Origin of the sequence: Kitasatospora cathayae, assembly GCF_027627435.1 — a bacterium.
Lineage (GTDB): Bacteria > Actinomycetota > Actinomycetes > Streptomycetales > Streptomycetaceae > Kitasatospora > Kitasatospora cathayae.
The window spans coordinates 938,142-949,910 of record NZ_CP115450.1; the positions used below are offsets into that span (position 1 = coordinate 938,142).

Consider the following 11,769-nt stretch of genomic DNA (forward strand, 5'->3'; position numbering starts at 1 on the left):
CCAGCGGGGGCACCTCACCTCTCCGCGTGGAAGTCGACAGCACGCCCATACCGGCCGCCCTTCGTCAGAAAGCGCAACGCCCATGTCCCCTGACCTCACCCCCGGCACCGTGCACCGCCGCGGACGGCTGCGGGTCTACCTCGGCTCGGCTCCCGGCGTCGGCAAGACGTACCGGATGCTGGACGAGGCGCACCGGCGGCGGGATCGCGGCGCGGACGTGGTCGTCGGCTTCATCGAGACCCACGGGCGCAAGCACACCGCCGGGATGCTCGACGACCTGGAGGTGGTCCCCCGTGTCCGCCGACACTACCGGGACACCGAGTTCGAGGAGATGGACCTCGACGCGGTGCTCGCCCGCTGCCCGTCCGTCGTCCTGGTGGACGAGCTGGCGCACACCAACATCCCCGGCGGTCGGCACCCCAAGCGCTGGCAGGACGTCGAGGAACTGCTCGCCGCCGGGATCGACGTCATCACCACCGTCAACATCCAGCACCTGGAATCGCTGAACGACGTCGTCCAGAAGATCACCGGCATCCCCCAGCGCGAGACCGTCCCGGACGAGGTCGTCCGCCGAGCCGACCAGCTCGAACTCGTCGACATGGCCCCGCAGGCGCTGCGTCGACGCATGGCCCATGGCAACGTCTACAAGGCGGAGAAGGTCGACGCCGCGCTCTCCAACTACTTCCGGGTCGGCAACCTGACGGCACTTCGGGAACTCGCCCTGTTGTGGGTGGCCGGGCGCGTGGACGAGGGCCTGCGTGACTACCGGTCGACCCACAACATCGACCGCGTGTGGGAGACCCGCGAACGCGTCGTCGTGGCGCTGACCGGCGGCCCCGAGGGCGAGACGATCATCCGCCGCGCCGCCCGGATCGCCGACCGCACCGCCGGCGGCGAGCTGCTCGCCGTCCACGTCTCCCGCAGCGACGGCCTGGCCGGCGCCTCGCCCGGTGCGCTCGCCCAGCAGCGGCAACTGGTGGAGGACCTGGGCGGCAGCTACCACGTCGTGGTCGGCGACGACATCCCCACCGCGCTGCTCGCCTTCGCCCGCGCCCACGACGCCACCCAGCTGGTGCTCGGCACCAGCCGCCGAGGCCGGATCAACCGCTTCCTCACCGGCCCCGGCACCGGGCAGACCACCGTGGACGCCTCCGAGGACATCGACGTCCACATGGTCACCCACGAGTTCACCGGCCGCGGCCGACTGCCCTCGCTCGGTCGCCGCCACTCCAGGCGCCGCACCATCGCCGGGTTCGCCTCGGGCTTGATCGTGCCCGCGCTGCTGACGGCCGTACTGTCCCGGTTCCACACCTCGGTCAACCTCACGACCGACGCACTGATCTTCCAACTCGGCGTCGTGGCAGTGGCATTGCTCGGCGGTGCGACCTCGGCACTGCTGGCCTCGCTGGTGGCCTCCCTGCTGCTCAACTACTTCTTCATCCCGCCCGTCCACACCTTCACCATCGACGAGACCAACAACTTCATCGCCCTGATCGTCTTCGCGATCGTCGCCCTCACCGTCTCTACCGTCGTCGACCACGCCGCCCGCCTCACCACCAGAGCCGCCCGCGCCACCGCTGAGGCCGAGGCCCTCTCCACCCTGGCCGGCAGCGTGCTGCGCGGCGCCGACGCCCTGCCCGCCCTGCTGGACAAGACCCGCACCGCATTCGGCCTGGACTCCGTCGCCCTGCTCGACCGCAGCGGCCGCACCATCGCCCGCAGCGATACCGACGGCGAACCGGCCGCGGACCGCACCGTCACCGAACTGCCGACCGGACCGGACGCGCTGCTGATCCTGGCCGGACGCCGGGTCTCCGCCGCCGACCAACGCGTCCTGACGGCCTTCGCCGCGCACATCGCCGCCGCACTGGAACGAGACCGCCTCGCCACCGCCGCCGCCGAGGTCGAGCCGATCAAGGCTGCCGACCGAATGCGCACCGCCCTGCTCGCCGCCGTCAGCCACGACCTGCGCACCCCGCTCGCCGCCGCGCTCGCCGCCGTCGGCTCACTGCGCAGCCCCGACGTCGAGTTCGCACCCGCCGACCGCGACGAACTCCTCACCATGGCCAATGAGTCACTGCTCAAGCTCACCGCACTGGTCGACAACCTCCTCGACATGAGCCGCCTCCAGGCCGGCGCACTCACCCTCAACCTGGAAGCCACCCAGCTCGACGAGGTACTGCCCCGGGCCATGGACTCCCTGGCCGACCCGGACGCCGCCGTCCAGCCCCTCGACCTCGACACCGCCCCGCCCGTGCTCGCCGACCCGCCCCTGCTAGAACGCGTCCTCGCCAACCTCATCGCCAACGCACTGCGGCACAACGCCCCCGGCGCGCCCGTCCTGGTCACCGCGAGCGGCCACGCCGACCACGTCGAGGTCCGCGTCGTCGACCGCGGCCCCGGCATCGCCCCAGAGGACCGCGACCGGGTCTTCCTCCCCTTCCAACGCCTCGGCGACACCGACAACACCACCGGCGTCGGCCTCGGCCTCGCCCTCTCCCGCGGCCTCGCCGAAGCCATGGGCGGCACCCTCGAAGTCGAGGACACCCCCGGCGGCGGCACCACCATGCTGCTCACCCTGCCCGCTGCCGTCGACGAACCCCACGCCACCACACCGGTCGAGGAGGAGCAGTGAACCGCATCCTCCTGGTCGACGACGATCCACTCCTGCTACGGACCCTCCAACTCAACCTCCGCGCCCGCCAGTACGAGGTCCTCACCGCGAACAGCGGCCGGGCGGCACTCGACGCGGCCGAACGCGACACGCCCGACGCCGTCCTCCTCGACCTCGGCCTTCCCGACCTCGACGGCATCGACGTCCTCCGGCACCTGCGCGCCCACCTCGACGTGCCGATCATCGTCCTGTCCGGCCGCACCGAGCCCGAGGAGATGATCCGCGCCCTCGACGCCGGCGCCGACGACTACGTCACCAAACCGTTCGACCCCGACGAGCTGTTCGCCCGGCTGCGGGCCGTCCTGCGCAGGCCGTCCCGCCTCGTCCGCGAGCACAACCCCAGGATCGGCGAGTACGAGATCGACACGGACGCCACCACCGCCACCGGACCGTCCGGACCCGTCCGGCTCACCCCCATCGAGTGGAAGATCCTCACCCTCCTGCTGGCCAACCCGGGCCACCTGGTGTCCGGCCGGCAGATCCTGCGCGAGGTCTGGGGCCCAACCGCCGAGAAGCAGCGTCACTACCTGCGCGTGTACCTCGCGGGCCTGCGCCGCAAGCTCGAACCCGACCCCGCCCACCCCCGCCACCTGATCACCGAGGCTGGCATGGGCTACCGCTACGAGCCCTGACCCGCCCACGGGACCCCGATCCGGGGCCGGTCAGCTTGTTGCCCTTGGCGGCCAGCTGAGCGGCGCGCTTGGCATCCGCCTCCGGGCCGGCCTCGACAGCCTGGTACTCCAGCAGGACTTCGACGTTTTGCCTGCTCAGAGGCTGCATGTGACCACCCATTTTCCTCGGCGTGCCGCAGGACCGCCAGGCGTCGCTGGGCCTGGCAGTCCTGCTGCTGTTGCGATGAAGCGGGCATGGCAGGAATCCGTCATAGTCGGAGATCCGTGTGCCACCGATGTACGGCAGTTTTATAGCCAGAGCTAGAGGATCGGCTCGCAGCCGATCGCCTTGCCGCCGACGGTGAGGAACTGTCGTACCAGGCCGTCCTGGTCGGGGAACAACCGTGTGCGGGAGGACGGGTCGGACCCACCCATGACGGTGAAGTAGACGTCCTTGCCCCGGCAGGTGGCGATGAGCGTCCCGTGCGCGACCCACTGGGCCCGCCCGACGGTGCCTGTGTTGTCGTTCGGCCGTCTGGCCACGGTGGTGGCCTGCGGCTCAGTCGTGATCGCGAAGATCTGCGGGCTCAGGGACGACGACCCATCGGTGATCGTGCAGAACCAGATCGGGTCCGAGGCGGTGGTGACCTGCTGCCGGAAGGTCACCGGGGTGCTCGGGATCCTCGGGTCCTTGGCCGGGGCGAACCCGGGCAGTCCGCACAGGCTTGCCCAGTCCGGGTCCGTCTCGGCCCCCTTCGCCGACAGGCTCTTCGGTGCCGCGATCTTCCGGTCCCCGCACGCGCGCGCTTTGGCCGTCGCGTTGGCGAACGACACGGCCAAGCGGGCCCGCTCCTCGTCGTGGCCCTTCACGTCGTGGCCCTCCTCGTAGGTGGTCACCTCGGCCCGCACACCCTTGTCGCAACCCTCGGGGAGCACGGCCCACGCCGCCGTCGGGGTGACCGAGCCACCGGGGAACAGCCGGGCGTCCGACGCGGCCAACTCGGCCGGGCCGTCATCGGTGCCGCGGCGGATGGTGAAGTGCACGGTCTTCTCGGAGGTCTCGAACAGGCCGGACCTGACGGTGGCGTCGCAGTTGTTTCCGCTCCAGTTCTCCGTCAGCGAGTAGCGCTGGTCCTTGTGTTCACTGATCCGACCTGACCCCAGGAGGTCGTGCACCTGGTCCGCCGAAGCCACCCCATCGCACACGCTGTCCGGCCCGCCGACGTTCGTCAGCCGGTTCAGCGCGAACCCTCCCGCCCCGATCGAGGCGAGGGCGAGCACCACCACCAACCACGCCCGGAGGGCGCCCGGGGTGAGCTCGCGTAGACCGCCCGCCCCGTCGAGCTCGTCGGCCGGCTCGTTCTTCTCGTCGGTTTCCACGGCGCTCACGCCCTGCCGAACACGGTGCGGTAGGTGTTGTCGATCCCGGTGTTGTAGGCGCTCCCCGCGCTTCGCTTGAGCTGATCGGGGACGCTGCCGTCGCCGTCCAGCGCGAAGTGGTCGTATCCGGACTCGACCAGCTTGTAATTGAGCATCGCGTCCAGCTGCTGCCGTCCGGCCGAGAAGTGGGAGCTCAGGTTGCCCTTGAGGTGGGTGTCGATCTCTCCCTTGGCGGAGTCCGCCCACATCGAGGTCCCGACGTCGACCAAGCGCTGCGCGGCATCCCCGAACTCCGGGATAAAGCCCACGACCCCGCCAATCGCGTGATAGGTCATCTTCGCCTGCCAGTCCACGGTCTTGTTGTCGGCGTCCGCATGGTCGAGCGCCGCGTCGGCGAACACTGCGTCCAGCGCGCCGAGGGTCGCGGCAGAGTGGTGGACGAGGGACTCCAGTCGAGGCTTCGCGCGGCCCGTCACGTCGGGCGTCATGGCGTCGCGGTCGAGCTGGTCCAGCCGGTGGGCGATCTCCTGGGTCTCGGCACTGTGGATGACGGCGTAGGACGACGGGTCCTCCGCGGCGCCTCGGATGAGGCGCAGAAGCTGGTCGGAGGTGACGGTCAGGCCGTCCGGCTGGGAAGGCCCGTACAGCTTCTCCTTGCCGAGGATCTCGTGCATGTCCGCGGCGTAGTCGGCGATCATGTCGGCCATCGGCCGGCGGAGTCCGGCGGGAAGGGAGGTCTTGTCCCCGGGGCCGGAGCCAGCGAACGACTTCATCGTCTCGTCCATGATCTGCGACATGACCCTGTCGTGCGGGCGGACGACGGGCTGATCGCCGTGCGGATCGCGGCCGGTGGTGGCCGCCTCCAGGGCGTAGCCGAAGGCGGTGCGCGAGGCGGTCTGCTCGGAGGGCGCCTTCTGCGCCTTCTCCTGGTCGGGCCACTTGCGCTCGTGCAGCAGGTAGTCCAGGTTCTTGCCCTTTCCGGGGTCGAGGAAGTCCTTCGACGCCTCGGGGTTGCGGCTGAGCGCGTTCGTCAGGCCGCCCATCGGGTCCGTCTGGTAGGGGCGGCCGGTCCACTTCGGGCCCCAGAGGTCCTCGCCCTTGTCCTTGCTGCCGCGCTCGTAGTCGACCAGGTCGTTGCCGACCTTGAGCAGGAAGGCCTTGTCGAACGTTCCCTTGGCCCCCATCAGGGCGGTCAGCGCCGGGTAGTTGGTGTTGTACCCGTCGGCGCCGTCGCGGCGCCGGGCGGCGGCCAGCAGCTGGTTCTCCCAGTCCTTGCCCATGCCGCCGTCGTGGGTGGCGGTGGCGAGGGAGACGGACAGGCCGTCGAGGACGGCCTGGAAGTCGTGGGCGTGGCGCTTGCCGTGGGCGAGGCCGTCATAGATCCCGCTGTACGCCAGGAGGGCGTCCTGGCCGGTCTTGCCGTGGTACTCCAGACCGTTGATCAGGGTGGTGGCGAAGTCCTTGTTGCCCGCGTTGGCGGCCAGGAGGTCCTGGAGTTTCTTCAGCTCCGGAGGGGTGAGGTCGTCGGCCTTGGCCAGCAGGGTCTTGGCCCGGTTGGCGTCGGCGACCGGGCCGCCGCCGTAAGGAGCGGGGTTGAAGGACGTGGTGCTGGTGCCGATGTCGCCCCGGAGCGCGGCGGCGGCCCGCTGGTCGGCGCCAGCGGCCTTCTCGACGGCCTTGGTCAGGCGGGTCTGGATGGCCTCGGCCTTGGTCCTCAGCTCTTGCGCGAGTGTCGCGCTGTCGGTGTCGTTCCGGGCCTCCTTCGGCAGGGTCCAGTTGACGACGCCGTCCGCGGTGACGGTCATCTTGTCGGTCTGCGCGTCGTGGATCGCGGTGTCGAGCTCGCGCCGGGCGGCGGCGAAGTCCTCGGCGGCGGCCTTCATGATCGAGGCCAGCGCGGTGGCGACCTTCGAGGCCTGTTTGAAGTCGCCGTCGATGCCCTGGAGCACCTTGGTCGCGCCGTCGGCGGCCGTGCCCTCCCAGCCGGCCCGCTGGGCGGTGGGCGTGAGGTCCTTGGTGACCCGGTCGTCCAGTGAGGTGAGGGACTTTGCGACGCCGGACCACGCGTCGGCGGCGTCGCTGATCCCGGAGAAGTCCGCCTCGTGCAGTTCTTTGAAGGACACCATGTGCCCGAAATCCCCCTTCAGGCGCCCGCGGTCAGGTTGGCGGCGGTCGCGGTTTCGTTGGTGCGGTACCCCTGCTGGGACCGGTCCAGGTTGGCGGCAGCGGAATCGAGCCGGTCGTGCAGAGCCGTGCACTGCTGCAGCCAACGTTCGGTGCTGTCGGTGAGGGCGCCGCCGAAGGCGAAGCCGCGGACCTTCGTCGCCGCGGTGCTCGCGTATTCCGTGAGGCTGTGCGCACCGGCCCCGGCCTTGCCGTTGGTGCTGTTCAGATCGGTGGCTATCTGCCGGGCGGCCCCGGCCGAGGCACCGAGTTCGTACGGGGTGTCCAGGCGGGTAGTCACCGGTCCGGGGGCCGGGTGAGACGGGGGCCTGCCGGCACCGCCGGCCAGGACGAGCCTGCCGGGCGCCGGGCCCTCGTTGGTGCCGCCGGTCCGGCCGGGAGCGGTGGCCGGGGCGACCGGCCCGGTGGTGAACTGCGGGCTGACCATGTGTGTGCGACTCCCCCTCAAGTGAGAAAAGTGCGAACCGCCTCTGCGGGAGAAGGCCCCATCAGCAGCCTCCGTTTGCATGCTGACGCACTCTCACGGGGCCCGGTTGCGGATTCGCAGACGATCTCTGTCAAGGGTTCGTCAAGAGGCTGCAGGCCCGAACCGGAGCCCTTCCCGAAGCGCCGAAATCAGTAATGCAATCTTGACGCCATTCGGGATCGAGGCGAACTGACAGTGACTTAGGATCAGTTGTCACGTCATCAGTTGGTGTACCTCACGCGGGCGGAATGGCAGCTGAGAGCCCGGCGGCGTCGACGCTCCGGCCAGGCAGCACCTGGTGTTGGTGACGCTCAGCACCGAACACCGGCAGCACTGGGACCACTGGGCGACGGTGGTGGGCACCGCCCTGCGGAACCTGTCGCTGGTCGCGCCGCGCCCGGCCGAGGCGGCACCGCCCGCCGTACCGGCGCCGGCGGCCTAGCCGCCGACCGGCCTGGAGGAGCGGGTCCGGCAGGCGTTCGACTGACGTGTGCGGGAGGCCGCCGGTGTTCGGCCGGTGGCGAGAGGAGGTTCGGCGTGATGCGGTTCCTGCTGGACGTGCGAATGGTCCTGCTCGGCCTGGTGGGCCTCGGCAACCTGTGGTGGCTCTACCGGCTGATCACGGTCCGCAGGCTCCGCCGGCAGTGCGAGGGTGTGCCCGTGGAGCAGCAACTCGCCGAGATGCGCGCCGAACTGGCGGCGGCACCGAGCGACACCGTGCTGTTCGACCTGCTGAAGGCGAAGTACCCGGCGGTCAAGGCCGAGCAGGCCGCCGAGGTGGCGCGGTCCGTGGGGCCCTGGCAGGTGATCGAGCGCGGGCCCGACGGAGTGCCAAGCTGGGTGTCCCGACACGCCGAGCGCGCACCGCAGGACCAATCTCCGGCCGAGCAACAGAGGCTGGGGCCGCTGGTCAAGCTGCTCTCGGTGGTCTGCACGCTACTCGCCCTGGCCACCGTCTGGTTCGCCTATCCGCACGTCAACCACCTTGGCCTGGCCGGGATCTGGGTCACCTACGGCGCGGCGCTCCTGCTGCTGGTGCGCTGGGACGTCGGCTGGACGCAGTCGGTCCTGCTGGTGCTGCCGACCCTCCTGATCGGCGGCTTCGCGTTCATCATGGTCATCGGCTGGGCGCACTCCCACGCGATGGAGAAGGCCGGCGGTTTGGGCGGCATGCCGGATGCGGTCGGCCTGGTGCTGTCGCTCTTGTTCGGCCTGTTGGCGGCCGTCATGCCGATCCTCGTTGAGAAGGGCCAGGCCGAGAAGAGCGCGGCCCGGAAGGACGCGGGCGAGCGGGCGCTGAGCGCACACGAGGAAGCGGACCCACGGGCCCACCGGGCCGGGGCATCACCATGGGTCGATCTCCTCCAGCGCGGACCGCCTTGCCTTCGTGTTGCTGCACCAGGTGCCCAGCGCCAGACCCTCCCTGGCCCGAACTGACCGCGGCACCCGACTATGCCCCTCCCATTCGATGAACACCAAGTCCAGAGGCGGCCCATATTGTTCCGATGACCGACCCCATTCACATCAGCCTTCCCGGCAAGACTCCGGTTTCACGCTTCGCCAGCCGAGCGTCTGGAGGCGGCCAGAATATGTATGTGGAATTCATCGCCGAGGACGGACGAATATGACTGTTCCGTGAGTTCTCCCAGCTAGAGGAATTCCCTGCCTCTGACACCTGGCCTGCTCCGTACTGGAGCGACCTGCTGGAAGTGGATGACCAGGCGCTCGTTCCCCACAGCGCCAAGCGATACGACCTGTTCCAGATGATCAATGGCTATCTCTGCTGGACCGACGGCCACGAAGCCCGGCCTTGGAGCGATCTGTGCGTTCAGCTGGCCTTGCCTGCGAGCCCTTGGAAGCTGCTCGACGACACAACGGATCATTAGCGCGCCGCGATTCCCCTGGCTCCTGCGGATCCGGAGCCTCGCCTGCGCTTTCCATACAGGCCCCTGACGTCGCGCCGCCTTGCACACGGCGCAACCAGGCGGCAAGGGTGGAGCGGACCACGCAACCACACTTGCGCTGAAGGGAATTCGATGGCTTCCCGCACAGTCTCCCGCCTCACCGTCACCGTCACCGCGCTCTGCGCTGCGACCGCCGCCGCTCTGCTGGCCGTCGGCGCCGCACCGGCGAGTGCGGCCGCGCCGGACGATCAGGCCAACGGCGGCGGCTTCCGAACCGTCGCGGCCAGCGAGGGCCTCACCGCGGAGAGCGCCGCCGTCCGCGCCCTCGCGGTCCACCTCCGAACCCCGGCCGACACCCTGTGCACCGGCACCTGGACGCACGCGGTGTCCACCGTCCAGTTCCAGCGCTCATCGGGTGGCACGCTGGCCTGGAGCTTCGAGCTGTCCAACACCGCAAAGGGCGCGCTCGGGCCGACCGTGACCGTGACGATGCCGTACTCCTACATCAACGGCCGCGCCATCAACCCGCCGTACCACCCGCACACCGAGCCGAACTGGTACAACTTCCACGGCAGCCTTAATAGTTACCAGTTCATCGGCGGCGGTGGCGGTGGCACCATCCAGACCGGCAACAAGGTCACCTTCTACTGGTTCCTCAAGGGCTCCAAGCCGAACACCGCGGCCGACCGCTACATCACCTGCCAGGTCCCGAGGCCCGGCAGCGCCTGACCGGCCGGCGGAAGACGAGGAGGGATACAGCGATGCACGACGTCGGCAAGCAGCGGATCGAGGTCCTGGACAGGCAGTACGAACTGACGGTCCATTCCCTCACCCGAACGGCGGAGGAGTTCACCGTGACGTACTCCATCACCCCGCCCCTCCCGAACGACGTCCCTCCCGTCTCCCCCGCCGCGCCGCCGCTGTTCCTCTGGCTGGAGGCCACCGACGACCTCGGCAACCACTACACCGACTATGGCGGCGCCCACGGATTGAGCACCGACGGACTACGGACGCAGGGCACCATCTCCGGGCAGCCCGCGGTCGCTGCCGAGGCCGACCGGCTCACCGTGAGGCTCGTCTTCCTTCAAGGGGCATCGGAACACGGGTACGAGTTCTCGCTGCCGCTGCCGGACGAAGCCTGAGACGTCCCGACGCCTGGCCGCCGCCTCCCGGTCAGGCGAACTCGCGCAGGCGGGGCCGGACTCCCAGTGCGGTCAGGGCGAGCGCGGCCGCCAGGGCCGCCGCGCCGAGGCCTGCGGTGGTGGCGTCGAGGTCGTCGTCAGTGGCGGCGACGGCTCCGTCGAATGCCCGCTGGTTGATGGCCTGGGTGTCGTCGAGGGCGGTGCTGAGCACGTCGAAGTCGGCGTTGGACTGGCCCGGGGTGGTGCCGGTGTCGAAGGTGACCGCTTCCTTGAGCTTGCCCTGGGCGTTCAGCTCGCGGATCTTCCGGTCGTCCCGCTGGTACTGCTGGAAGGCGGCCAGCACCCGCTCTGCCGCCTCCTGTTCGCCGGCGAAGGTGATGTTGCGCAGTTCGTCGCCGAGGTAGCCGCCGAAGCCCACCTGGCCGTGGTCGGCCCGGTGCCGGTCGGCCAGCGCGGCGAGCTTGTCGCTGTACGAGGCGAGCGTGGCGCCGTCGACCCGGGCGAAGGACTGGGTCTTGTCGAGGAAGCTCTGCTCGTAGGCGGCCGCCCGGGCGGGGTCGGTCAGGTAGCGGCTCTCGTCGGCGTTGAGGTCGTACGCCACCGCGCGCGCCCGACTGAGGGCGATCACCGAGTCGAAGGAGTTACTCTTGGCGACCACCAGCTGGTGGTCCACCCGGGAGGCCAGCGTCAGCGCGGTGACCAGTCCGGCGAGGGTGAGCAGGGTCGTGACGGCCAGCGGCACGTTCACCAGCCGCCGGTAGCGCACCGCCAGCAGGCGCTGCAGGCCGACCAGGGCCGCGAGCGCGAGCAGACCGGTGACCAGGATCCCCCACCAGCCGCCCGCCAGGGCATCGCGCTGGTCGGTGTAGTTGCGTTCCACGACCACCGCGTTGGCCTTGGTCACCTCGTCGACGGCAGGCAGCAACTGCTGGCGCAGCAGGTCGGTGGCCTGCCGATAGGCGGCGAGGGCGTCCGCCGAGGGGCGGCCAGCCGAAGCGTGGGCCTGGTCCTCCAGCAGCTGGGCGCGGGCCACCAGGGCCTCGTAGCGGCCGAGTTCGCCGATGACGGTCTGCACCGCCCGCTGCCCGGCCGCGTCACCGGCCACCGCCTCCGTGACGCGCTGCAGGTCATTGTCGGCCTGGGTGCGCCGCTGCTCGTAGGTGTCCAGGGTCGCCTTGCGCAGCGCCGCGTAGTCCGGATCGGCGCCGAACAGCAGCAGATTGGCGGCCTGGGCGTCCATGTCGTTGAGCGCGAAGTAGAGGTCGGCCGAACGCACCACCTGAGGGGCGGCCCGGTGGCCAATCACGTCCGTGCCGTCCCGGCCGCCGCCCAGGACGGTGGCAGTCGTGGCACCGGCGGCGAGCAGCGTCATCAGGCAGAGCCCGGCGAGGGCGCGCACCAGGCGCGG

The 11,769-nt window shown here is 70.2% G+C and carries 11 protein-coding genes; 7 read left to right on the forward strand and 4 right to left on the reverse strand.

Features of this window, described 5'->3' with window-relative positions; all coding sequences use genetic code 11:
- Positions 1-82 precede the first annotated feature (82 nt).
- A complete protein-coding gene (locus tag O1G21_RS04375; protein ID WP_270140930.1) occupies positions 83-2,635 on the forward strand; it encodes an ATP-binding protein in 2,553 nt (850 codons plus the stop codon).
- Positions 2,632-3,306, forward strand: a complete 675-nt coding sequence (locus O1G21_RS04380) for a response regulator (RefSeq protein ID WP_270140932.1) — start codon at positions 2,632-2,634, stop codon at positions 3,304-3,306. The genes O1G21_RS04375 and O1G21_RS04380 overlap by 4 nt, the downstream gene beginning before the upstream one ends.
- A 300-nt stretch (positions 3,307-3,606) precedes the next feature.
- Here the strand turns inward: O1G21_RS04380 and O1G21_RS04385 are convergent, their stop codons facing one another.
- Genes O1G21_RS04385 through O1G21_RS04395 form a run of 3 tightly spaced genes read right to left on the reverse strand, consistent with a single transcriptional unit; the run spans position 3,607 to position 7,276 of the window.
- A complete protein-coding gene (locus tag O1G21_RS04385) occupies positions 3,607-4,674 on the reverse strand; it encodes a hypothetical protein (RefSeq protein ID WP_270140933.1) in 1,068 nt (355 codons plus the stop codon).
- Positions 4,671-6,791 (reverse strand): hypothetical protein, encoded by a 2,121-nt coding sequence (locus O1G21_RS04390; protein WP_270140935.1) that lies wholly within the window; start codon positions 6,789-6,791, stop codon positions 4,671-4,673. Before O1G21_RS04390 ends, O1G21_RS04385 begins: the two co-directional genes overlap by 4 nt.
- A gap of 17 nt (positions 6,792-6,808) precedes the next feature.
- Positions 6,809-7,276 (reverse strand): hypothetical protein, encoded by a 468-nt coding sequence (locus O1G21_RS04395; protein WP_270140937.1) that lies wholly within the window; start codon positions 7,274-7,276, stop codon positions 6,809-6,811.
- A 343-nt stretch (positions 7,277-7,619) separates the two neighbouring features.
- Here O1G21_RS04395 and O1G21_RS04400 point away from each other — a divergent pair, with 343 nt between their 5' ends.
- The 5 genes from O1G21_RS04400 (at position 7,620) to O1G21_RS04420 (ending at position 10,361) form a co-directional block, all read left to right on the forward strand.
- Positions 7,620-7,757, forward strand: coding sequence for a hypothetical protein (locus tag O1G21_RS04400; protein ID WP_270140939.1), 138 nt, complete (start codon positions 7,620-7,622; stop codon positions 7,755-7,757).
- A gap of 95 nt (positions 7,758-7,852) precedes the next feature.
- Entirely contained in the window at positions 7,853-8,752 is a 900-nt protein-coding gene (locus O1G21_RS04405; protein ID WP_270140940.1) for a hypothetical protein, read from the forward strand.
- Between the two features lie 272 nt (positions 8,753-9,024).
- Positions 9,025-9,201: a hypothetical protein gene (locus O1G21_RS04410; protein WP_270140942.1), complete on the forward strand. Its 177-nt coding sequence runs from the start codon at positions 9,025-9,027 to the stop codon at positions 9,199-9,201.
- A 150-nt stretch (positions 9,202-9,351) separates the two neighbouring features.
- The gene (locus O1G21_RS04415; RefSeq protein ID WP_270140944.1) at positions 9,352-9,948 is read left to right on the forward strand and encodes a hypothetical protein; all 597 of its coding nucleotides are present in this window, start codon (positions 9,352-9,354) and stop codon (positions 9,946-9,948) included.
- 32 nt (positions 9,949-9,980) lie between these two features.
- On the forward strand, positions 9,981-10,361 hold the full coding sequence (locus O1G21_RS04420) for a hypothetical protein (protein WP_270140945.1): 381 nt from the start codon (positions 9,981-9,983) through the stop codon (positions 10,359-10,361).
- 31 nt (positions 10,362-10,392) lie between these two features.
- Here the strand turns inward: O1G21_RS04420 and O1G21_RS04425 are convergent, their stop codons facing one another.
- Entirely contained in the window at positions 10,393-11,760 is a 1,368-nt protein-coding gene (locus O1G21_RS04425) for a hypothetical protein (protein ID WP_270140946.1), read from the reverse strand.
- Between the last annotated feature and the right edge of the window lie 9 nt (positions 11,761-11,769).